The organism is Bacillus sp. RK1064, assembly GCF_051488405.1.
Taxonomy (GTDB): domain Bacteria; phylum Bacillota; class Bacilli; order Bacillales; family Bacillaceae; genus Bacillus.
This window is the reverse complement of the sequence record NZ_JBPSCZ010000001.1, coordinates 3,093,665-3,115,857: the sequence shown is the minus strand read 5'-3', so window position 1 is coordinate 3,115,857 and position 22,193 is coordinate 3,093,665. Positions and strand designations below refer to the sequence as shown.

Below are 22,193 nucleotides of genomic sequence, written 5' to 3'. Positions count from 1 at the left end.
TAAATCATCATACAGGTTTGAACTTTAAATTAATACTCCCAGATGTATTTTGCATTCATGTATTCTTTTTTTACCCCCTGTATAATGGCTGCAGTTGTTTGTGCATCAGCATGAATTAAGCTTGCATTTCCAGATATCAATTCATCGACCACACCTGGGTTTTTTATTAGATATGCAATGATATTTTGAATGTTCAATCATTGCCCTCCTTTGTCATAAATGCATACAATTGTTCCTTATTTGTTTTAGGTAAATCAAGTTGTTCAATCCCTTGCCTCATTTTTAACAGCATAATCTCTCTCATTGATACCATGTACTGAGTCAAACCAGCTTCAAGTAATTTCTGCTTCAGCTGAAATGACTTTTGTTCTGACTCATCTAAACGACCGGAAAAGAACGTAAGAAGCTCTTGACTGGCATCGTTAAAACCTCTTTGTAAATAGCTAAATGCCAGCGTTTGTTTTTTTAGAAAATCTCCGTTTGTTTTCGAAAATAACGCAAAAAAATCGTTACTGATCTGTTCAGCAACACCATAACATATTGAATATGATTCCACAGTTGAGTTGATTTTTCTCGTCGCTAAATAAACACCCAGTACACTAGAAAGAGCTGTTAATGATCCTGATTTTTTCCTTAACACCTCTACACACTCTTCTTCTGTTTCATGCATATGACGCAAATCCTCATGTTGTCCTTCCATTGACCATTTGATGAGTTGGAACAGTTTCTCAATTAGTTGAGAATCATTTTCACCTATTGATATGATGAATTGGGTACTCAGCGTATACAAATACGTAGAAGCATTGATGGCCACTCCTTGGTCGACGTTCATCCAAGGATACGAATCATTGTCCTGATCTTCAATATCATCTAATATATCGGCTGATAAGATGAGAAGTTCAATCCCTGCTGACAATTGTGTAATCGCTTGCTTGTCTTGTCCGCCAAATGCCTCATAATGCTTGTAAGCCAATTGCCCAAAGGGAAATTCATTCTTTCTATCTGTAAATTCTAGAAGCAGTTGTTGTAAATCCTTCTGCCTGACTGCATGTTGAATAAAATCAGACATATTCTGCTTGATTTTTGTATTCTCTAGATAGTTTAGCATACTCGCTCTTGTACCTCACCCTTCCGCCTTTTATTTTACTAAAAAGACATGAGCAAATGTCCACTGACATCACTATTTAACAATTATATAATAATATATCCTTTTTTTGTATGTATTTGGATAAAAAAAAGACTTGATGATTATCAAGTCTTTAAGAAATTTTCACATATTCATATTTGTCGTATTGATCAATGCTTTTGTTAATGTTATGAAGAGAAGCCGTTGTTTCTCTAATTTCGTTTTCAAGTTTCCATAATAATTGTTTAAGTTCTTCGATTTCATACTTTTCCATCGATTCCACTCTCCTTTTTTGGAAGATCAATGTATTTGTGTATGGTGATTGGGTCATAAGTATTTGATCTGCTACTAACAGTGTAAATGTAATTGAGTATTTTTTCACCGAAAAGTATGCACAAAATGTGTGCGTGATACCGCAAAATTCAATAGGTCTTTTTTCATCATTTTCTGACTTTTCAAATCATACTTTTATCTCAATTTCAAAGGAACTGCGTCATTTTTGCGACAAGAATAGGCATCATTCGTCACACTTTTCTCACATCAGAACGTATGATCCCTTCCATATCCTCGGTTTTGCGTGTTATAGGTCAGACGACAGACCCTATTGTGGACACCGCAATTTTTTGGCGACATTCACCGAAATTGACCGCAAAAGTACCTATTTTTATGTTGGATTTATAAAGATAGAAAGATCATTTTGATTCTTTATTCTGATTTTCTACATACATTTAAAACAGATATCCGTCCAATTTCACGTCAATGAGAGAAGAGGTGACCATATGTTTTACTATGTTCCTTATCCTGCTTTGCAGGTCCCCGCAATGAGCCATGCATCCCCGCGCACACCTATGACTTTTCCTCCAGTAGATGCCCACTCGTTTCAACGAGCCGCAAAAGAATCAGCCCGACTTGTTGCTGATGCTTCACTCATTACACAGCAGATTTCCAGCTCGCTTTCATTTGCACAGCGCATCATGGAGGCTGCTGAGCGCTCTGATTCGACAAGTGTCATCCGAATGCTGAAGCAAATCGGTGTGAAAAGTGGCATTGACATCCGCTTTAGTCCAGAAGGCATTCGTATCTACTTGTCTCTCGCCTCTAGCAGACTTTTTCTTCTTTTACAGTGGGCATAACAAAAAAAGCCGCTCTGACGTGAGCGGCTTTTCTTAAGATTCAAACATTTTATGACACCATTCAATGGCTTCTATATAACAGCCGTAGGCTTCTTGCTTCGGGAGTTCCCCATTTAACATCTCATCATCCCATTCATTTCGTTCAATCCGTTTGGCTACATCTAGCACAAATGAATAATCATTTTCATAGCCAAGCAGTGCCTCGCCAACTTCATCAGAAAGCGGCAGCTCTTTCACAAGTTCTGTAATATCTGCCCTGACAAGCGTATCAATGAGAGAAAACATACCTGTCAGCATATAAGAGGCTGGGTGCTCTCGTTCAGTACGACTCGCAATCAGTTCACACGTTTTCGCCCGAATGAATGACATTTTGATAATTTCTTTTTGGCTTGAGTTGGCTTGGACATTCAGTTCTTTAAATGAAAGAATAAAGATCCAGCGCCGAATTTCATTAAACCCAAGCAGGATAATCGCCTGCCGGATACTTTTGATTTGATAAAGACGTCTCATGCCGCCTGAATTCAGCATTTTTAATAATTGATATGACAGCGAAAGGTCACTTTCAATAAAATGGGTCACGACCTGGATATTCGGCTGTTCCTTGCTCAGCTCATTTAAGAGCTGGTGGTACGCATGGAAGCTGGTCGATAATGCTCGTCCTGATATGACACGAGGCTCGCTAAAGAAATACCCTTGAAACAAATGGAAGCCGGCTTCTAGCGCTTCTTCATACTCTCTTCGCGTTTCCACCTTTTCTGCAAGGAAGCGAAGTCGATATTTTTTATACGTATGTAGAATATTTCTTCGTTCTTCCGATGTGGTCTTCAGAAAGTCAATTTTTAAAATATCAATGCAATAGAGGAGTTCGTCAAGCAACTTGTCACTAAAATGTGTTCCGCTTAGAAAAAAATCATCAAGTGCAATCGTATATCCCCATTTTTTTAACTGCTTACATCTCATAATAAGTGCCGGGGTAATCGGTACATTTTCTAATATCTCGATCACAAGCTGATGCGGATCAAAATAGGTGAGCAGATCAGACGAAAGTAAGCTTTCGGTGAAATTAATGTAGCATCGTTTGCCCTCTGTCAATGTTTCGATACCGATATTTAAAAAGCTATTTATAATGAGGTCCGTTGTCGCTTGGTCACCGTCTTCAGCGCTATATGTATTGGTTTCACTATCTCTATAAAGCAGCTCATATGATACGACTTGTTCTTTTCTGTTAAAAATAGGCTGTCTCGCAACAAACACCCTCAACTGCTCCAATCCTCCTTTATGCAATGACAAACAAGATGTGCTTTCAGTATACCAAATGATTGTGCTTATGGTTCACTTTGAATCGGTCAAAAAATAAAAAAAGAGATCACCCGGCTTGATGATCTCCTTTTCTTCCAATTAGCTTTCATAAAGCTCTTTTTTAATTTTATTTTTCACGTCATGGATAAACTGCATCTTGTTATCCCAGCATTTTTGACTCAAATCGACTGGATATTCTTCTGGTTTGCTGATTCGTTTATATTCCTCCCAGAAAAGTCCGAGGCTATCCTGCACATAGGCTTGAATCGTTTGAATATCCGGATTGTCATATACAAGTTTTCCTTGTTCGAAAATAGGGACATGAAGATCCTTAGCCACAAAGTTTGTAACAAATTTGCTGATAAATGTATGCACAGGGTGGAACATTTTCAGTTTATCCTCACTATGAACATCTTCCTCTTCGAGCGCAATGTAGTCACCCTCAGAATGATGATTCAATTGATTGATGATGCGGTACACACGTTTACGTCCTGGTGTTGTCACTTTCTCTGGGTTAGACGAAATTTTAATGGTATCGTTCATTTTTCCATTTTCTTCAATAGATACGAGTTTATACACTGCACCAAGAGCTGGCTGATCAAATGCTGTGATCAGCTTTGTCCCAACACCCCACACATCAATTTTGGCACCCTGTGCTTTTAAATTCATGATGGTATGTTCATCAAGATCGCTCGATGCAATGACTTTTGCATCATGGAATCCTGCATCATCCAGCATCGTTCTAGCTTTTTTAGACAAGTATGCAAGGTCACCGCTATCAAGTCTGACACCAATAAAGTTGATTTTGTCTCCGAATTCTTTCGCTACCTTAATGGCATTCGGAATACCGGATCTCACGGTATCATACGTATCGACTAAAAAGACACAGTCTGTATGGGTTTCAGCATATTTTTTAAATGCCGTATATTCATCGCGGTATGCTTGTACAAGCGCATGGGCATGAGTTCCTGACACTGGAATGTTGAAGCGCTTCCCAGCACGAACATTACTTGTCGCCTGGAAGCCGCCGATGAGTGCCGCTCTTGCTCCCCACATCGCTGCATCCATTTCATGCGCACGTCTTGTTCCGAATTCTAGTGCTGTCTCATCTTCAATGATTCCTTTAATCCGAGCCGCCTTTGTTGCGATCAGTGTTTGGAAATTCACGATATTCAGCAAGGCTGTTTCGATTAGCTGCGCTTCTACAAGCGTTGCCTCGATGCGCATAATCGGTTCATTTGCAAAGACAATTTCGCCTTCACGCATTGAATGAAGTGTTCCTGTAAAGGACAACCCGCTTAAATAATCAATGAAATCGCTTTTATAACCGAGTTCATCTTTTAAATACGCTAGATCACTTTCGGTGAAGGAGAAGTCCGATAAATATTCAATCGCTTTCTCTAAACCAGCAAATACAGCGAAGCCATTGTCAAATGGAAGCTTTCTGAAGAAGAGTTCAAAAACTGCCTTCTTCTCATGAATGCCGTCTCTCCAATACGTTTCTGCCATGTTAATTTGATAAAGATCTGTATGTAGTGATAAACTGTCGTCAATAAACCGATGCTCCAACTTCCATTCTCCTTCCCTTACTTAACCACTTTCGCACCAAGCGACTGCTCAAAGTGAGAAAGTGCCCACTCGTGCCCCGCTTCATTAAAACTCGCTACAGCATTCTGGTGAATCACAAGTTCGAAGCCTTTATTGTACGCATCAACAGCTGTATGAAGTACACAAATATCGGTACATACGCCGGCTAAATGAAGTTCAGTGATGCCGCGTTCGCGCAGTTTCATTTCTAATTGAGTGCCTGCAAAAGCAGAGTATCTTGTTTTTTCCATATAGTAGACATGTTTTAAATGTTTTGACGTGTGAAATAGTGAACTTAGTTTGCCATAAAGTTCAATTCCCTTTGTCCCGCGAATATTATGGGGCGGAAATAACTTTGTCTCTGGATGATAAGGGTCTTGCTCTTCATGATGATCGACTGCAAAGACGACAAAGTGTCCTTCATCAATAAACGAAGAAGTGATCTCTGTGATCTTAGGCTCAATCGCCTGTCCAGGCTTTCCGCATGTCAATTTTCCATCGTCTGCAACAAAATCAACGGTATAATCAATACAAACCAATGCTTTGCCCATCCGCATCTCTCCCATATGCTCTTTTGACTCATTATAGCCTATTCATTTCACTAGGGAAACCTATTCAACAGATTCGTGAGAAAAAGCCTTCTGAAACAGCTCATCTTCTATATAGATGTGCTCTTGATTGACCGCATTTGATAGCTCTATCACAAGACCAAAAGGAGAATGCGCCTCATAATGATTCACCACTTTAAAGGAACATCCAGCGGCATTAGCCATTTTCACATATTGAGAATAAGATGCATAGGACAACTCACCATTTAAAAGAACAGTGGCCTGACGGTTGGACTTTAATACTTGTTCGACCTCTTGATACGGTTTATTTCGTAATACCTGTCCCTTTGTCAGGGCGAGAAGCGCTCGTTCCCTTAATGAACCGAGAAACATTCTTCGTTCATCGGGTTTTGTTTCAGCATGTCCAAATATTCCTTGCTGCAAATAAAAGTCTACGGATTCTTCTTTCATCGCTGTTTTCACTCCTGGTTTTAAAATTTACATTTCTGTGACCCAGTGCACAATCTTTAGTGCAAGCTCACGGGCTTCGTCTGTTTCTGCTCTTTCCATTAAGGATTGCTCGAGCGTATGGATCAGCTGCTCTTTTTCGTCCTCGTACGCAATGGATATACTCCATTCAATGTCAGGTACGGCAACAAGCGTTTTATATTCTTTTTTATTTTCATGTAAATATACATTGTAGGTCTTTGGTTGCCGGCTTGTGATGTGTGCTTTTCTAATTTTCATTTGACTCTGTTCACACCTCTTTTTTCTTCTTACATCCATATCCATTGTACCATAAAAAAAGACAGCTTCTGAAAAGGAAATCCCTTTCAAAGCTGGCTACGCATTGAAGCTCTTTTGCTGACTAATAAGATTTAAATCCCAAACAAATGTGACGTTTGGACTGTTAAAAAATTGGACGAGGTCCCCTGCATGATAGGTACCTGAACCACCGGCGGAGTAATCAACACTTTTTGGCGAAATGGGAAAAACACCGCCGAAATGTGCCGCCCCATTTCCGTACACACGATCTATATGAATAGGTCCAACAATCGCTGGCATTGTCCACCACCTTTTCTATCCACATCATTTGCCCAGCTCAACAATACGTGTATCACAAATAAAAAAAGACAGCTGATATTTGATCACCAGCTGTCTTTCTATGCATTAAATGATTGAGGCTGGTCAAACAATGTGAAGTCCCAAAGCATCGTCGCATTAGGATCACTTGTAAGAGACATATAATCACCTGAATTAAAGGCTCCCGCCCCGCCAGTGGAGTGGTTTACAGCCAAAGGGGCAATGGCCAGTACATCACCGAAAGTAGCTGCACCGTTTCCTCCTAATGACTCGATATGAATAGGTCCAACGATTGCAGGCATCAGAATCTCCCCCTATCTGCTTATGTCAACCATCTTATGCAAAAAGGGAAAAGATGTGCATCTGCCCTATACGTTTAAATGCTGTTCTTTACGAGACCGCTGACGCAGCTGAACCAATCTGACAATATTTAGGGTGATCGCTTTGAGCAGTGCATAGACAGGGACTGCAAAGATCATGCCAAGGATTCCCCCAAAGCTTCCTGCACCAATTAACAGCAGGATAATGGTCAAAGGGTGTGTGTTAAGGCGTTTCCCAATGATCAATGGAGAAATGACATTTCCGTCAATTTGCTGAACGACAAGAATCACAATCACTGTCACCACTGCTTTTCCAGGCGAATCAAGAAAGGCAATCAGCACAGCTGGTGCCGCGCCAAGATATGGTCCAAGGTACGGAATCACATTTGTGACCGCAATGATAATGCCAAGAATAAGCGCATATTTCACACCAATTAATAAGTATCCGATAAAACAAGCCACTCCAACAAATAAACAGACAACAATCTGCCCCTGTATGTAAGCCGCAAGTGTGTCGTTTAATTCTTTAAAAATCTTCAATCCTTCCTTACGGTAAGGCATTGGCAAAAATTGAACGAGCTTGTCCGGAAACTTATGCCCGTCTTTCAGCATATAAAACAAAATGAACGGAACTGTGATGACGGCTAAGGCGATATTGGCAATCACGCCAAACACAGCAGACATACTTGAAGCGATATTTTCCGGCAAATCTTTTAATGTCGAAACGATCGTCTGTTCAAATTTTGAGACAGACACATAATCTTGGTTCATCATCCAAGTAAATGTTTTAGAATGCGAAAAGTCATTGATAAACTTCTGCATGTCCGTCACATAACCAGGGAAGCTTTTGACAAGTCCACCGACCTGCGAGACAATCACCGGTCCAGCAGCATTGACGATGAACGTGATGAGTCCAATGAACAGAAGATAAATGATCAGGATAGCGAGTGTCCTAGGAATTTTCTTGGACAAAAATCGAACAATTGGATTAAAGATGAAAAAGAGAATACCCGCCAGTAAGATGGGGACAAACAGAGTTGATGCAAATAAAATAATCGGCTGAAATAAAAACGAAACCTTTGTTGATACATAGACAATGAGTAAAACAAGTAATATTTGGAATGTCCAAAAATGAACTTTAGATTTTAACAAAGATGCTCCTCCTGTTACGTATTGATCTTATTAAAAAACTACTATTCAACCCACCTTCTGTCAACTGCTTCTTGTTTTAGAACCTCATTTTTTGAAAAAAAAAGAACAATTGGTATATCATGCACTTTTTCCAGATATACATTCTATAAGCATGAAAAAAAAGCAGACATCTATGCGTCTGCTTGTTACACTCTTTCACTGTGATCAGGCATCACCGACACGATTTGCTGGATCCGCACATAAAAAACTGATTTCGCCCCCGCTTCAATCACAATATGATCCGGCATAACTTCCTTCAATTTCCCACGCACCGTATCTTTCACTGTTTGCACAATTAATCTCATACCGACCACTTTCTGCAATGTTTGATAAACATATGGATCAACTAATGAAACAAGCTGTGGACTTCCTTGTTGTGCCATCCTACCTGCCCCTTTACTTGTGTATTTACCCACAGCGTATGCATGAACCCATGTGAATGTCACTCAGGGCAAACCCACAACATTAATACCATATTTTTACAAATAGTGCGTTTTTACATTTTTTAGAAGTATAATAGATTGGTGCTGCCAACAATTTAAATCATTCGAAGAGGTGAATTGTCTTGAAAAAACTCATCTGTATTGTTGCTGTCATGCTCTTTCTATCCTCTGCAAGTTATGCGTATGCAGGCACAATTGGAGATCCACCTGGGACGCCGGGGAAGTGGTTTAAAGGAGAAGAGCCCGTTCAAAAAGACGAGTCAAAACCACCACTTGTTTTTGTTCATGGCATTAACAGCTCCTCCTCCACTTGGTCCGATCGAAACGATATGGCAAAGCAGGCTGTTCTGAACGGATACGAAAGCGCATTCATAGATTTGCATCCAGATCAGGACATGAAAAAGAACGGCAAACTATTAGCAGAAAAGCTCAAAGAAATTTATGATGCGTTTGGTAGAAAACTCATTGTGATTGGTCATAGTAAAGGCGGGGTCGATACACAGTCCGCACTGGTGTATTTCAAAGCCCATCCCTATGTGGAAAAGGTCATTACTCTCGGCTCTCCTCATAACGGGACACCGCTTGCGGATCTAGCGTATAGCAAGGGCGGAAGCTGGCTCGCGCAAATTCTTGGACAAAAAAGCGACGCGCTTTATTCTTTGCAAACCGGTCTGATGGCGGCTTTTCGAAGTGAAACCGACCAGCTGGAGGCGTTTCCCAATAAATATGTCACCTACTCTGGCTCGGAATGGGGAACATTTGGCGGTGTGCTGTATTTAGGCGGCATGTATTTAAAGAGCTTTGGTGCAAATGATGGCGCCGTCACGGTAAACAGCACAAGACTATCGTATGCAAACAATATTTTAACAGGAAAATGGGATCATCATTCAATCAAAAACGGCACAAGTATGTTTCCTGTGTTCCAGCATCAGCTTCTGGCAAATGTCGCAAGCGCTGAAAATGAAAATAAAGAGGAACAAGAGCCCGTTTCTGCTGAGCTGAATACAGATGTTTATGTGAAAGGTGGAGAAAGTGAAAAGGATAAAACAGAAGCGTTCTATGTAGAGGAAGGAACGAATGGCTTATCGATTCAGTGGTTAAATGAAAGGCAGGAGACGCGGCCAGAAATCATCGCCCCAAATGGAGACGTCTTAACAAACCTTAAGACATCGGAAGCATCTTTCCCATATGAAGGCGCATATTCACACCATGTGCAAATCAATAAGCCCGTTCCTGGAAAATGGACGATTCGATCGAATTCAGGAAAAAAGGCTCCTTATCTGCTGCTTGTATCCTTTGATTCACCATTAAATGAAGAAATTAAAGCAGCTGCATCGAAGTCAGGGGATGCATCGACCCATTCAAGCGGTCTGATTAAACGGTTAAGCAAATCAGTGGAAACCAATTACTTTAAAGATGCACAAAAGGATCATCCACTGAAAACAAGTACCTCATCAGCCATTCAATTGAAAAAAGAAGGTGCTTATTCCGTCACGGTGCATTACACCGGACTCACTACGTCAGGAACATCTGCGTTTAACCGTACCGTTATTCGCACGTTGTATGTCGATCAGCACGGAACGATTCATGGAGACATTCCATACTAAACAGAGCGTTTCATGGGCTGGAGTGCCTGCTGCACTTTCTGATCCAAATCGGCAATCTTTTTCATTGCCAATGATTCGTCTATTTGTCTGTAATGGTGGTGTCCGCCAGGCTCTTCATCCATTTCATCTGCTTTCTTCACAATTTGCTGGAGTGTGTCCTTATGGAGGTCGCCCTCTGGCAAATATGAATCCGTATGAAGCAGAATCGCAAGTGCAATATCTTTGGCTGCTTTTGGTTCCTCCCCGAGCCGTATGAGCAGTTTGTGTGCCCGCTCTGCACCTTTAATGGCATGAATATCATTTCTTCTATATGTCTCGTAATCCCATTCTCCGCCGGCTGTATACCATTCATAGTGGCCGATATCATGCAAGAGTGCTGCTTTCACAGCCAGATCTGGGTTAATTCCCGCCTGCATCGCCAGCTTGAATGCGTGATAAGCACAAGCAATCGCATGGGCTTTTCCTGAACGATTTAAATACTTTTGAGCAACTGGATGGGTGTAAACATCCATTAATGTAACCTTTCTCATGGAAACCCCTCCTTATCTATATTTTTAGCATCCTAACATATTCTGAAAAGAAACTCAAATGTTCTGTTATATTTTCTATGAGTCTCAAGATTAGCTTATGTCAAATCAACTGGTTTTGCTTGTACAAGACGAAAAAAAGCAGTCGTGATGACTGCTTTTTTCTTCTTTACAGTGTGATATGAAAACCCTTGAAGTCTAGCTGGCGCGGAGCGAATTTGAGATTCGTGAGCACCGGCATGCAGGACTGACACCGAATGCGAGGGTTTGTCTTCACGCTGCTACAGTCGTTATGACTGCTTTTTCACATACTCACGTGCATCGTATACGCATCCGCCAGCTGGATCATCCGCTAAAAGATCGAGCAAAATACCTGCGACTTCATCTGGACTCTTCAGCGTGCCTGTTTCATATAATTGCTGAAAACGGTCAATTTGTTCGAAGTCCTGTTTTGATGACTTCCGAATCTCCCCCTGCATATCTGTATCAATGGTGCCGGGGGAAAATGAAAACGTGTTGATTGGATACGCCTCGTCCTGCTGTTCCTCATGCAAAGTCCTCATAAACATATCAAGTCCTGCCTTTGAGCTGCAATACGCACTCCAGCCTTTATAAGGGTTTTTCGCCGCTCCAGAAGAAAGGTGAACGATCGTTTTCTTTCCGCTATATGATTGAGTCTGCTTGGTAAAAACATGGCTCAGCAAAACAGGGATGACAAGATTCAACGTATAATGCTGATGAAGCGTATCCTGTCCGCCTTGCCCCACACGTTTGATAGGTGTCACCATGCCTGCATTATTGACGAATAAGATGTCATCAGCAGCTGCCAGTGTTTGCGGCGTGAGACTATCTTGAAGCCATTTGGCTGCTGCTTTCTCATCTGTCAGGTCGACCTGTGTATGTGTGAGCTCCGGATGGTAAATCGGCGATGCACTTCTTGCTGCCGTATACACATGGTCCCCGCGTGAAAGCAGCCGGTTCACAAGTGCTAGACCAAATCCTTTTGATCCGCCTGTAACGATTGAAATTCGAATGACAATCTCCTCCCTTGATAACACTATTTTACGTAGTGGAACGGTATGACATCAAGCAATCTGCATAAGAAAAGCCTGCCTCTTTTCAAAGAGACAGGCTATTTCTTTTCAGCCTTCACATTCACCTTAGGAATCAGAATGAACATCACGACAATGCCAAAGACGATTAAGAAACCAAAGATGATCGGAAGCAGTGCTGATGTCTGCTTCTTGTGATCATCGCCAGAAGGTGCTGATACAGCGGCATCACGAAAAGAGATATTCATCTCTTCCATCATGTGAGCTGATGTTTTGGGCGGGTTCTCTTTTAGATCACTGAAAAGCTGCGGAGAAAGAGACCCTCCCGGAGTTTTAGGCGGTTCAGCAAAATGAATGTCTGTTTTGACTGTTGATGTCTTTTTGCTTTGTTCGTATTTCGTTTGATCCCTCAATATACTTGAGTTAATATTGAGTTCTTTTTCCTGATATTCATTCGGCTTGACATTTGTATCCGTATCTTCACCAGCAGCGAAAGCAGCAGGAATGAGGAGAAAAAGGGACATGACACCAAGTGCCCCCCCTTTCACGAACAGATTAAGCCTCATGAGTCACATCACGTTCCTCCGTTTTATCTTTCCATAGCTTTGTCACAAGCGGGATGGCCATGAAGAGGACAGTTAAAATCACTAATCCTATAACACCCATTCCAAAGTGATCTCCATTTCCATATTGGATGGACAGGTACACGTCTGTCACTGGATTTGTGAAATGGAAATTCGGCATCACCAAATCAATTAATGGTGCGACAAAGAAGAAAATAAGCGCCGTTGCTGCCATCCATCCGGCAATAGAGCCGAAAAGGAACGCCGTGCGAATAAAGGCGGAACAAGCCACTAATAGTAAAATCGTGAAAATGGACCACTGAATCGCTTGATCATCTGCAAGCTTGTAAATGTTCAGTCCAAACAAGCTGATCATGAGTCCGACTAATAGATTTAAGATGCCAAACAGTGCACCTTTCACCAGCATCGGAGCTGCCGCATAATACGAGCTGAAAAAGCCAATTAACAAACTGCTGATCATCACAATGACCAAAATGACCACTGGCGGTACCGTCTGCGTTTTTTCTTCCGGCACATCACCGCTGATTTTCAGCGGATTGGCTAAGTGGTTATACACATAGTTGCTGTTGCCTTGATCACTCAATGTGTTTCCTAAAATACCCTTCAAATCTTGCTGAACAAGCTTCGTAGAGTTGACATTCTTGCTCCAGTTTTCATTCAGCGTATCCGCTTTTTCTTGAACTGTTGTCACACTCTCTTCAATGTTATTCGTATAATCCGCCACCCCTTTTTGGCGGTCGGTTAACGAACTCATATTTTCAGAAAGACGAAGCACTTCCTGACCAATTGAATCCTGTGCACTGACAACAATTGAACTGCCTGCAAGGTCTGCCGTATACACTGCATCTCCTTGATCAGCCATTTGCTCCGCAACATTGTCCGCACTTTCAGAGATTGTATTTAATTCCTGTTCCATGCTTGCCTGCTGAGTCGAAATGTATTCTGCATAGCCATCTGAAAACTTCTGCATCTCATCAATAAAAGTAGACACATCATCGTTTGACGTCAGCATTTGTTTTTTGAGCGTATCCCAGTTTTCTGTTTCCTCTTTTTTGATGGAGAGGATGGACTGGATTTTCTCTTCTTTTGTGTCTAGTAGAGAAGAGTTATTTGTTGATTCGTAAAAATCATCAAGCATCATATCTAGTTGGGAGAGTTGATTGGAATACTCCATTAATTTTTTAGTGTCTGTTGATTTTGTATCAAACTTTTCCTCAAAAAGATCATCAGCAAAGGCTCCACCAATTGGTGAGTTTCTGCGCTTCAGCTCTTTTACTTTACTTACAATGGATGATTCTTGATTTTGGATTTCATTCGGAATGACGTTATATCGATCTTGTAACCATAGAAACTTTTTTTCAAGTTTACCTATTTTATCAGAAAGGTCCTTAAGCTCCTTACTCATCTGACTCACTTTGTCTTTCAATTCGTCATTATGAGCGGCAGCTTTTTCTTGAATCTTCTTTTTCACTTCTTCTAAACGAGTAGAGAGTGCTTTAAGGTCATCCTTAGATGAATTCGTGCTGCCGGAATCTGGCTGAACAGGATTTTCGCCCTCTCCACCTTCTTTGCCATTTTCAGTAGTAGGCGGCGTCTCCTGATCTGCTAATTGATCCGCGAGATCGTTCATTTCTGTTGAAATTTGCGAGAGTTCATTTGTCTCTTCATCTAAATTAATCCCAATCTCTTCAGGGTTTTCATTATCTTGATCTGATGGTCCATCCTTACTGGAGTCCTCTGGCTTTTCAGTTTCAGCTAAAATCTGCTCCCTTTTTTCTTTTAAATTATTTTGCAAGGCTTCCATCTTATTTTTATAGTATTCCAGGTACTGCTTTTCATAGTTTTTAATCAGTTCCTTCTGAGACGTCTTCACAAGTTCCGTTAATCCCGTTGATTGCTTAGGAATAGCGTCTTCTCTCAACTTTTGAACAGATTGGATGGCGCTGTCCGTTGTGTTTAGCTGACTTTGTACCCCGTTGATGTCTGTTTTGAGCCCGCCCATTTGATCACTAAAGCTACGGGCATTTTGGTTTTGAATATCAGCGAGCTGTTTAAGCCCTTGCTGGATTTGTTTTTTGCTTGTCGATTGCGCTTTGATCAAGAGGTCCTTTTGTTTGTCTTGATACTGCTGGTATTGATCGACTGCTTTCACAAAGTCCTTTAACTGGTTCTTAGCTTCTTCTGTTGTACTCAAACCGCCTTTATACTGCTTCTGTGAGTCGGTCATCGCATTTTTTAATTCTTCTATTTGTTTCTTCTGCTGCTGAACGGCATCTGATAGTTTGTTTGAGTTCGGCTTATAGAAATTATACATTGTGTTTTGGAATTCGACTTCTTTGCCGACAATATGCTCAAACTCTTCTCTAACATTGCCGATTTCCTGTGATACAAAACTCCAGTATAACGTTGACATCTGTTCATTCATTTTCTTTTGCGCATTTTCCAGCTCTCTTTGCACTTTCTCTTTATTGACTGAATTGAGCTGGTCTTGAATAGAAAATTGAATGGATGCCTTTTCAGGGTGGTCTTTATCATAGCTGAGCACATTTTTAGAGAAATCAGACGGAATATAGAGGACAGCGTCATACTTTCTGTTTTTCAGTCCATTTTCCGCCGCACTGCGATTCACTACGGTCCATGTATAATCTGGACGCTCTGATAATGCTGCCACGACATCCTGTCCGAAACGAGCGGTGTTTTCACTTTCGCTCGCTCCCATATCTTCATTGACCACAGCAATATTACGTGTGGCATTCTTTTTCTGTTTTGCCGGGTCATCTCCAATGAGGTGGAAAAATAAAACCGGCAGAACAAGAATCAATATCATGGTCGATACGATTTTGATGGAGCTTTTTTGCTGCTCTGTCATTGAACACTCTTCCTTTCTACCGCACATAAAGGAACCTGGATTTTCTTCTCTTTCCCGTTTTCAACCAAATACCCGAACCCTGGCTGAATATCTGGTTCTTGTCTTGCATATGGAAGCGGTATGATGTTTTGCTCTGATTTTTTCATGAGTAACATGGCATGACGAACTTGTTTAATTTCGTTTGTGAGTGCATCATAGCCTTTACTGAATTCGGTATGATTCCCTGATGCGATCAGGCTAAAGCCTAGGTGTGCATATGACTTCATGAAATCAGCCAATTGATCTTGAAGACGCGGATCGATCGTCTGCTGAAAACGCGTAATGCCATCAATCACAAGCACAATTTGAGGGAACGACAACTGATCGGTCTCTCCCCTGCGTACAGCTTCGACGTACATCTCTTCCCGCACCTTGAATAAACGGTCTATTTCCTCTGCCCATTCAGTGATATCATCTTTTGTTTCAAGGTAATCGATATTCTCTTCCTTTGCATAATGGGAAAGACCCCGATCAATCGAATCAAACACGGCCAGCTTCTCAGGTCTTGCTGCTAAAAGCTGATCAAGAATCAGTTTTGTCACATTTGTTTTCCCTCGCTGCGTTTGACCGATGATGAGGCAGTGTTTATTCTTTTTCAAGTCAAAGTAAACAGGTGCAACAGATTCCTCATCTAGTCCGACTGGAATGTCATACGGCTGTTTTTGTTCTTCTAAACGACTCTCCAGCTCCCAAATGGTCAGTTTATCAGGAAGCATTGGCACAGGCTTTGGTTTTTCAGCTGATTCAAAGCGATCATGAAGAAGCTGTATCTCTTCTTTCAAATGCTCAAACAGTTCGAGATCGTTCTCTCCTTCAACTGGCAGGAACATTTGCGCAAAGTAAAGCTCTTCTTTATTGATAATGACTCGTCCTGGAATCGGTTCTAAGCTGAATTTCGGTCTGCCAATAATCGAATACGCCTCTCCTTGATCCATTAAGTAATGAACAACCTTTGTTTTCAGGTTATTCATAAGAGATTGGCGGACTGCGTTTACCCGAGTCGCTGTAATCAAGAAGTAAATTCCTAATGATTGTCCATCACGGCTCAGCTGGATAAATTCAGATTCAAGTTCATGCATTTCGTCTTTGACAATGTCAAAGTTGTCGATCACGATGAAAATGAACGGGAGCTTTTTCTCATTTAAGGCGTTGTACATTTTGATATGACTCATTTCTTGCTGCCTGAATAACCGCTTGCGGTATTCAACCTCTTCCCGCAAACGCGTCATTGACTTTTGAATCTTTCTCATTTGATCCATTAAGAAATAATCCGCCGTGTGCGGCAGCTTGGCTAACGGAAGCAATGTCCCGTTTCCGAAGTCATAAATATACGCATGCCATTCTTCAGGTGAATATCTCTCCGCAAAGCTCATGAGCAGTGTTGTCGCAGCAAGTGATTTGCCGTAGCCGGAGGAACCGAAGATGCCAATGTTCCCATCTTCCATCATTTGATAAGAAAGTGGATGCTGGCTTTGCTGATCTGGCTCATCGACAAGCGCAAAATGGAAGACATGCTCTTCACTCGACGCATAACGTGTTTTTGGAATCCGTTCTTCAAGCGGTGGAAGCCATGGACTTGGAAGCTTCTCAATCCCAAGCTCCTGCTGCATACGTTCAATTTCATCCACAACAGCAGAAATCTCCGATACTGTCTCTTTCTTCACTGCCGGCTCTGTACTTACCCCTGATAACGGAATGAGTCCAGTATCTGTCACAATGGCAATGTCATCTTCTGATCCGTAGCCATCTTCCATATATGGCGCACCGCTCCAAGCTGATTGGAACAATTCATAAATTTCATTGTTTCCCACTTGTAAGTAGCCGCGGCCTGTAACGGTAATGGACGCCGCATCACTATTTTTCAATATTTCCTTACTGTCTGACGCATCTTGTACTTTTAGTGCGACCTTAAAGCGGGAGTTACTCCAAATCTGATCATCGATGACCCCGCCTGGCTTTTGGGTAGCCAAAATGAGATGGACCCCGAGGCTTCGGCCGATACGTGCAGCACTGACAAGCTCCCTGATAAAGTCCGGCTCTTCACTTTTTAATTCAGCAAACTCATCAGAGATTAAGAATAAATGAGGCATTGCCTGTTCAGCCTTTTTCTCCTTATAGAGCTTCGTATAATCATTGATGTGATTCACATGATATTGATCAAACAACCGTTGTCTTTTCTTCAATTCACTTTTAATTGAGGCAAGCGCTCTTTCACTAAAGTTTTTGCTGCCTTCAATATTGGTGATGGTGCCAAGTAAATGAGGAATATTTCGGAACGGCTGCGCCATTCCGCCTCCTTTATAGTCAATCAGCAGGAAAGCGACTTCATGCGGGTGAAAGTGTACAGCGAGCGATAAAATGTACGTCTGTAAAAATTCACTTTTCCCTGATCCTGTTGTTCCCGCCAACAGGCCGTGCGGACCGTGTGCTTTTTCATGCAGATTCAGATCCACAATGTCATTTTTCCCTTTATAACCGATTGGCACAGATAGTGATTTGGCCGTTTCTGATGTGAGCCATTTTTCACGAATACCAATCTCGTCTACCTGTTTGGCATGAAAAAGGTCAAGGAAGGAGACCGTTTCAGGAATCGAATTGGTCATGCCAACTTGATGATCTAATGTTCTCAGCGTTCTGGCAAACAGCTCATTGTCCCCGCGCTCATGTGTATCAAGCTGAAATGGAATTCGGACGGCTTTCTTGTGCTGAATGAGAATATCTCCTTCTTCTTCGTTAATATAACGGACAAGCGTCGAGATATTTTCAGCTAAGCTTTCCTTTGTTTCAGCAGCAAAAATAATTGAGATGCCAAGGTCTGTCCGGCTGCCTTCTAAATATTCTAAAATCACATGTTCAGCAATAAGCTCGTGATTTGTCACGATAAACACAAAGTGAGGCGTAAAGATTTTTTTCTCTTTTTCTTCTTCTAAATCACGTTCACGTAAAATTTCATAAATCGAGGACAACAGCTGATCGCGTGTTTGTTCGTTGTAAATAAACCCTTTGCCGTATGTATGAGGCAGCTGGAAATGCGGAAGCCATTTCATCCATTCCCAATTCTCATACTCCTGCTCATGAAAGATAAAGACAAATCTCAAATCGTGATAGCTGTGCGAGAAAGCAAGCTGTCCAACAAGCTGATGAAGCTCCTTTTTCACAATCGCTGGCTTTCCAATCAAGCCTGTTGGGCCATCTGCAAGACCAAATGTAATGGGTACATCCTTCACTTCACGATAGACCTTTTGCATGTGCTGCGTTTGTTCCATTAAGTCATCCATGTCACGATTGGCCATATCGCCGCCGCTCATCGATAATTCATAGCTTGATGGGACTGCACCCGTCCCAAGACGCAGCTGCAAGAAATCGTCACTCACAAGTGTTTTTTCCCAAATTCGGCCGCTAATTTCTGACGTTAAGTACTTCATTTGTTCAAATGACGGATAATGATACGTCAAAATATATTGCTGGCGGTCGTAGAGCTCTTGCAGCTCTTTTCGTTTATTTTCTAAGTATAGAGAATAGACTCGCTGCCGTTTCTCTTCCCGTCTTTTGCGTTGTGATTTCTCTTTAAAGTATTGAACGGACGATGTGATTAATGTCATGATAAACATCGCCATCGACACGACGATAAAGATCCCGCGTGGCTGGACAAGAGCGACAATCCCCATCACAAGAAGCATCACAAGCGGCGGAAGGACAACAAGCCAAAGCCCTCTGCTGTTATTTTCACTCTCCTGCGAAGGAAAGCTAAAGGATACCCGGTCATCTGGCAGGTCATAAATTAAACGAGGTGTTCGTCTATATAAAGGATATTTTTGTTTTGTTTCTGTGCTTGGTGCTCTTGTTTTTTCCAAACGTGTTTGAAATGGTTCATATGCAGTCACCTGCAATAAATCATCATCTTTCAATGTCACCGTTAGAAAGTTCCAGAACAGTTCATCTCCAGTATAAACCTTCTCTGGACCATGGATTTTTTTCCCGTTCACATAAATCGTCTCGTCCTGAGGCATGACATACCAAGTTCCTTCGATCTTCTCCAAAGTAAACTGGCTCGCATCTTGAAACATGGAATGCGCTTGTTCTTTCCACACATCGATCTCATCTTTGTTCTCACGTGAAAAAGACAGCTCGACTCTATTTCCTAGGTAATAAATGTGTTGGTCATGATGTGCTTCCATTAACATAAGTGTAAGTGATCCAAGTTTATATGGTTCATGTAGAAGTAATGTGCCTTTCTTCCCTTCACCCTGATAAATGGAAAAGCCATCATTCGGTTCATCGGGAGATAAACGGATGACCCCTTCATCAAACGAAAGTGTAGGGATTGTCACCGTATGCTCTATTTCAGGTCCAATCACAGCTTCTCGATTGAACTGCTCGTCTAAACGGACGGTTTGATAATCCTCCTCATAAAAAACCCAAAGAAGACTCAAACGCTCCACCTCCTCATGGGACAGCAGCAACTGTCAGTTGTATCGAAAGAATTATTTTTTCTCATCTTTTTTCGTCTGAGAGGTTTTCTTTTTCGCTTCAGATTCTTTCTCTTTTTTCTCTTGATCGGCTTTTGACTGCTCTTTTTGTTCAGCTGTTTCATCTGTTTGGCTTGCGCCCGAGGAGTCGTTGGTGCTTGTCTCCGTTGTTTCTTTTTCTTCATATTTCGCCATTTCCTTAATAATCGGGTCTAGCTGTTTTTGTTTTTCTTCTGCAGTAAGACTGTCATCGTTTTGAATGTCATTGCGGTAGGCGACGAGTGCCGTGAATATGTACCGGTCGTCTCCAAGTACACGTGCAATATCAAGTGCTTCCTTGCTATTGCCTTGTCCAATATGAATCCAGAAAAGGAAATATTGAGGATCAGTCTGTAATGTGTATGTATCTGTGATTTCTTTTTTATGCTGATCGAGTAACAGGTTGCCTTGATTCGTTTGTACATACGAAATGGCCAGTTCATATTGAAGAGAGACCGGCATTTGATTGGCTGAATATTTTTCTAACGTATCCACCACTTGGCTGTACTGTTTGTTGAGATAATATTTGTTTGCCTCGACATACGCTTCGTGTTTCGGCATCGCAAAAAAGAAGGTGTATATGGTGTACACCAAAGCAGGGATTAATAGGACAAGCAGACCTAGCCCGATATATCGTTCGATCTTCCATTTCTTTTTCGGAATGGTTAATAGCGTTTTCTCTTTCGTTTCAATCGCTTCGATTTTTTGCTGAGTGAGGGCAGACAATTCTTCCAGCGACTGCGTTTCAACGATTTCTTTTGCCAGTTCAGATAATTTCAGCGTCTCACTGTATGCCACATATTCCTGAAACTGATATTCATGGTCCACCACTCGAAGAATGACGGCTTTGACTTCTTTTAATAAACGATGGTCATCCGTTTCATATGGCGGGATGCTTTCTTTGACCCCGTAATGCAAAAATGCAGGAGCTAAGCCTTGATGAAAAACAATGTTTTCAGGAGAAACAATAGGATGCAGCCGCTTCACGTCGTGTTTGCAAACTGCATCGACAAGCTGGTATGAAAAAATCCATTTGCTTTTTTCATCCTTTGCATGGATGAAACGAAATTCCTGATAGGCAGGAGGCGGTTGAATAGAAATGATGACCTCATCTTCAGTTAATTGAATCTCTTTTTTGAATGAAGGATTGATGTCTTTGATCGGTGCCGCTTCTAAACCGTCTAAGAGTTTAATTGTCTCTCTTTGAAAAATGAAGCTGTAGGCGCCACCCTCTTTTTTCATAACTGCTTCTAATTGTTCTTCTAAATAGGAACTCTTTTTATCTGCCATTTACAAAAGTCCTTTCATAGTATTTCCAGCCTGTCTCCTGTGGTGATTCCACAGTCTGACAGCTTATATTCGCCTGAAAACACAGCTTTCTTATTGACTACTCGCACCCAGCCGCCTTCTCGCTTAGGAAGTGAGATTTGTTTTGCCTGCCAGGCGATATGGATGACTTGTTTAATATGTAAATAATTTGATAGTCTCAAATCAAACACACTGCCATCATAATTTTTTAAGTCGATGGTAATATCGATATACACAAATTTCCACCTCACAAAATAGAAAGAGCGCCGGCATCCATTGACACACTCGGCGCTTTTTCTGCTTTTCACACTTAGAAAGGAAATCCCTTTGATTAGCCGCGGATTTGGCTTGCGATGTCTTGGTCAGTGCTTTCAAGTGTATTTGCCGTTTGATCAAGCTGATTGCTGACATCTGTTAGTAGATCAGACATTTTGATGAATGAAGGCTTTAACTGCTCGTATTGATCAGCAAATGCTTCACTAGAAGCACCTTCCCACATTCCTTTTAAATCAGAGATCATTCTATTTAGACGATCAACTTGGTTTAACACTTCTTGACTTTCAACACCATATTGCTTAGCGGTCGCTCTTAGTTCTTCTGGGGTTACGCGAATAATTCCTGACATATTCCTCATTACCTCCCGTGCATAGCCGCCATATAATGGGCTAATCCACTTATTTTTTGACGTTATTATTATAAAAACAGAAATGATACACAGTCAAACAAATCTGTTTTTATTTTACAAAATGAGTCTATAGAATTACTGTTTTTTCGCTTTTTATCTAGTATTTAACATTTTTTTGGTCATATATTCTTAATAAGTGTAGACACACTTCACTGAATCTTTCCGCCTATTGATTTTTTACTACGTTATTATTGTACTATTTCTTTTTCGCCTTCATTCAGCATCGATGTGCTTGCTTCTCTGGGCTTTCTCTTTTTTTAAATTTATGGCATTTTGTTATTGAT

22 protein-coding genes are annotated in these 22,193 nt (G+C 41.3%); 2 read left to right on the top strand and 20 right to left on the bottom strand.

The window, feature by feature from the left end; genetic code table 11:
* Positions 1 to 29: 29 nt before the first annotated feature.
* The 3 genes from comX to degQ all read right to left on the bottom strand — a co-directional run bounded on the left by comX (position 30) and on the right by degQ (position 1,400).
* Positions 30 to 197, bottom strand: a complete 168-nt coding sequence (gene comX, locus ACSSTM_RS15875; RefSeq protein ID WP_081311380.1) for a competence pheromone ComX — start codon at positions 195 to 197, stop codon at positions 30 to 32.
* On the bottom strand, positions 194 to 1,108 hold the full coding sequence (locus tag ACSSTM_RS15870; RefSeq protein WP_034659828.1) for a polyprenyl synthetase family protein: 915 nt from the start codon (positions 1,106 to 1,108) through the stop codon (positions 194 to 196). Before ACSSTM_RS15870 ends, comX begins: the two co-directional genes overlap by 4 nt.
* Positions 1,109 to 1,259: 151 nt before the next feature.
* The gene (gene degQ / locus ACSSTM_RS15865) at positions 1,260 to 1,400 is read right to left on the bottom strand and encodes a degradation enzyme regulation protein DegQ (RefSeq protein ID WP_003213123.1); all 141 of its coding nucleotides are present in this window, start codon (positions 1,398 to 1,400) and stop codon (positions 1,260 to 1,262) included.
* A gap of 505 nt (positions 1,401 to 1,905) precedes the next feature.
* Here degQ and ACSSTM_RS15860 point away from each other — a divergent pair.
* Complete coding sequence (locus ACSSTM_RS15860; protein ID WP_095285836.1) at positions 1,906 to 2,259, top strand: inner spore coat protein; 354 nt, start codon at positions 1,906 to 1,908, stop codon at positions 2,257 to 2,259.
* 33 nt (positions 2,260 to 2,292) lie between these two features.
* On the opposite strand, the gene ACSSTM_RS15855 is transcribed toward ACSSTM_RS15860, so the two are convergent.
* From ACSSTM_RS15855 to ACSSTM_RS15815, 9 genes are all read right to left on the bottom strand, one after another.
* The gene (locus ACSSTM_RS15855) at positions 2,293 to 3,519 is read right to left on the bottom strand and encodes an EAL and HDOD domain-containing protein (RefSeq protein WP_106036552.1); all 1,227 of its coding nucleotides are present in this window, start codon (positions 3,517 to 3,519) and stop codon (positions 2,293 to 2,295) included.
* A gap of 138 nt (positions 3,520 to 3,657) precedes the next feature.
* Positions 3,658 to 5,127 carry a nicotinate phosphoribosyltransferase gene (locus ACSSTM_RS15850; protein ID WP_034659831.1) on the bottom strand — a complete coding sequence of 490 codons (1,470 nt, stop codon included), beginning with the start codon at positions 5,125 to 5,127 and terminating at the stop codon, positions 3,658 to 3,660.
* Positions 5,128 to 5,144: 17 nt separating this feature from the next.
* Entirely contained in the window at positions 5,145 to 5,696 is a 552-nt protein-coding gene (locus ACSSTM_RS15845) for a cysteine hydrolase family protein (RefSeq protein ID WP_095285834.1), read from the bottom strand.
* A gap of 60 nt (positions 5,697 to 5,756) precedes the next feature.
* Positions 5,757 to 6,164 (bottom strand): YueI family protein, encoded by a 408-nt coding sequence (locus ACSSTM_RS15840; RefSeq protein ID WP_034659833.1) that lies wholly within the window; start codon positions 6,162 to 6,164, stop codon positions 5,757 to 5,759.
* Between the two features lie 27 nt (positions 6,165 to 6,191).
* Entirely contained in the window at positions 6,192 to 6,440 is a 249-nt protein-coding gene (locus ACSSTM_RS15835) for a YueH family protein (protein ID WP_034660684.1), read from the bottom strand.
* Between the two features lie 96 nt (positions 6,441 to 6,536).
* Positions 6,537 to 6,758: a spore germination protein gene (locus tag ACSSTM_RS15830; protein ID WP_095285833.1), complete on the bottom strand. Its 222-nt coding sequence runs from the start codon at positions 6,756 to 6,758 to the stop codon at positions 6,537 to 6,539.
* A 98-nt stretch (positions 6,759 to 6,856) separates the two neighbouring features.
* Positions 6,857 to 7,078 (bottom strand): spore germination protein, encoded by a 222-nt coding sequence (locus ACSSTM_RS15825; protein WP_034659837.1) that lies wholly within the window; start codon positions 7,076 to 7,078, stop codon positions 6,857 to 6,859.
* Positions 7,079 to 7,144: 66 nt separating this feature from the next.
* Positions 7,145 to 8,248, bottom strand: a complete 1,104-nt coding sequence (locus ACSSTM_RS15820) for an AI-2E family transporter (RefSeq protein ID WP_034659839.1) — start codon at positions 8,246 to 8,248, stop codon at positions 7,145 to 7,147.
* Between the two features lie 185 nt (positions 8,249 to 8,433).
* On the bottom strand, positions 8,434 to 8,670 hold the full coding sequence (locus tag ACSSTM_RS15815) for a YuzF family protein (protein ID WP_003213721.1): 237 nt from the start codon (positions 8,668 to 8,670) through the stop codon (positions 8,434 to 8,436).
* A gap of 182 nt (positions 8,671 to 8,852) precedes the next feature.
* On the opposite strand from ACSSTM_RS15815, the gene ACSSTM_RS15810 reads away from it, so the two are divergent.
* Positions 8,853 to 10,337 carry an esterase/lipase family protein gene (locus ACSSTM_RS15810; RefSeq protein WP_066030464.1) on the top strand — a complete coding sequence of 495 codons (1,485 nt, stop codon included), beginning with the start codon at positions 8,853 to 8,855 and terminating at the stop codon, positions 10,335 to 10,337.
* On the opposite strand, the gene ACSSTM_RS15805 is transcribed toward ACSSTM_RS15810, so the two are convergent.
* The 8 genes from ACSSTM_RS15805 to ACSSTM_RS15770 all read right to left on the bottom strand — a co-directional run bounded on the left by ACSSTM_RS15805 (position 10,334) and on the right by ACSSTM_RS15770 (position 21,849).
* Entirely contained in the window at positions 10,334 to 10,867 is a 534-nt protein-coding gene (locus ACSSTM_RS15805; protein ID WP_060597222.1) for an HD domain-containing protein, read from the bottom strand. The genes ACSSTM_RS15810 and ACSSTM_RS15805 overlap by 4 nt on opposite strands.
* Positions 10,868 to 11,154: 287 nt before the next feature.
* On the bottom strand, positions 11,155 to 11,898 hold the full coding sequence (locus ACSSTM_RS15800; RefSeq protein WP_034660685.1) for a (S)-benzoin forming benzil reductase: 744 nt from the start codon (positions 11,896 to 11,898) through the stop codon (positions 11,155 to 11,157).
* Between the two features lie 98 nt (positions 11,899 to 11,996).
* Positions 11,997 to 12,482 (bottom strand): type VII secretion protein EssA, encoded by a 486-nt coding sequence (essA, locus tag ACSSTM_RS15795; RefSeq protein ID WP_106038222.1) that lies wholly within the window; start codon positions 12,480 to 12,482, stop codon positions 11,997 to 11,999.
* Positions 12,472 to 15,369, bottom strand: a complete 2,898-nt coding sequence (gene esaA / locus ACSSTM_RS15790) for a type VII secretion protein EsaA (protein ID WP_437404240.1) — start codon at positions 15,367 to 15,369, stop codon at positions 12,472 to 12,474. Before esaA ends, essA begins: the two co-directional genes overlap by 11 nt.
* Positions 15,366 to 19,841 (bottom strand): type VII secretion protein EssC, encoded by a 4,476-nt coding sequence (gene essC / locus ACSSTM_RS15785; protein ID WP_106038220.1) that lies wholly within the window; start codon positions 19,839 to 19,841, stop codon positions 15,366 to 15,368. Before essC ends, esaA begins: the two co-directional genes overlap by 4 nt.
* A gap of 51 nt (positions 19,842 to 19,892) precedes the next feature.
* Positions 19,893 to 21,206, bottom strand: coding sequence for a type VII secretion protein EssB (gene essB, locus ACSSTM_RS15780; protein ID WP_034659846.1), 1,314 nt, complete (start codon positions 21,204 to 21,206; stop codon positions 19,893 to 19,895).
* 14 nt (positions 21,207 to 21,220) lie between these two features.
* Positions 21,221 to 21,460: an EsaB/YukD family protein gene (locus tag ACSSTM_RS15775; RefSeq protein ID WP_003213579.1), complete on the bottom strand. Its 240-nt coding sequence runs from the start codon at positions 21,458 to 21,460 to the stop codon at positions 21,221 to 21,223.
* Positions 21,461 to 21,555: 95 nt separating this feature from the next.
* Complete coding sequence (locus ACSSTM_RS15770) at positions 21,556 to 21,849, bottom strand: WXG100 family type VII secretion target (RefSeq protein WP_003213769.1); 294 nt, start codon at positions 21,847 to 21,849, stop codon at positions 21,556 to 21,558.
* Between the last annotated feature and the right edge of the window lie 344 nt (positions 21,850 to 22,193).

What these genes read in the sequence shown, in the direction of transcription:
- essB (WP_034659846.1), bottom strand. Translation starts at nt 21,206, where the DNA reads ATGGCAGATAAAAAGAGTTCCTATTTAGAAGAACAATTAGAAGCAGTT.
- ACSSTM_RS15860 (WP_095285836.1), top strand. Translation starts at nt 1,906, where the DNA reads ATGTTTTACTATGTTCCTTATCCTGCTTTGCAGGTCCCCGCAATGAGC.
- ACSSTM_RS15830 (WP_095285833.1), bottom strand. Translation starts at nt 6,758, where the DNA reads ATGCCAGCGATTGTTGGACCTATTCATATAGATCGTGTGTACGGAAAT.
- ACSSTM_RS15815 (WP_003213721.1), bottom strand. Translation starts at nt 8,670, where the DNA reads ATGGCACAACAAGGAAGTCCACAGCTTGTTTCATTAGTTGATCCATAT.
- ACSSTM_RS15825 (WP_034659837.1), bottom strand. Translation starts at nt 7,078, where the DNA reads ATGCCTGCAATCGTTGGACCTATTCATATCGAGTCATTAGGAGGAAAC.
- esaA (WP_437404240.1), bottom strand. Translation starts at nt 15,369, where the DNA reads ATGACAGAGCAGCAAAAAAGCTCCATCAAAATCGTATCGACCATGATA.
- ACSSTM_RS15870 (WP_034659828.1), bottom strand. Translation starts at nt 1,108, where the DNA reads ATGCTAAACTATCTAGAGAATACAAAAATCAAGCAGAATATGTCTGAT.
- essA (WP_106038222.1), bottom strand. Translation starts at nt 12,482, where the DNA reads ATGAGGCTTAATCTGTTCGTGAAAGGGGGGGCACTTGGTGTCATGTCC.
- ACSSTM_RS15835 (WP_034660684.1), bottom strand. Translation starts at nt 6,440, where the DNA reads ATGAAAATTAGAAAAGCACACATCACAAGCCGGCAACCAAAGACCTAC.
- ACSSTM_RS15805 (WP_060597222.1), bottom strand. Translation starts at nt 10,867, where the DNA reads ATGAGAAAGGTTACATTAATGGATGTTTACACCCATCCAGTTGCTCAA.
- degQ (WP_003213123.1), bottom strand. Translation starts at nt 1,400, where the DNA reads ATGGAAAAGTATGAAATCGAAGAACTTAAACAATTATTATGGAAACTT.
- ACSSTM_RS15770 (WP_003213769.1), bottom strand. Translation starts at nt 21,849, where the DNA reads ATGTCAGGAATTATTCGCGTAACCCCAGAAGAACTAAGAGCGACCGCT.
- ACSSTM_RS15845 (WP_095285834.1), bottom strand. Translation starts at nt 5,696, where the DNA reads ATGGGCAAAGCATTGGTTTGTATTGATTATACCGTTGATTTTGTTGCA.
- ACSSTM_RS15840 (WP_034659833.1), bottom strand. Translation starts at nt 6,164, where the DNA reads ATGAAAGAAGAATCCGTAGACTTTTATTTGCAGCAAGGAATATTTGGA.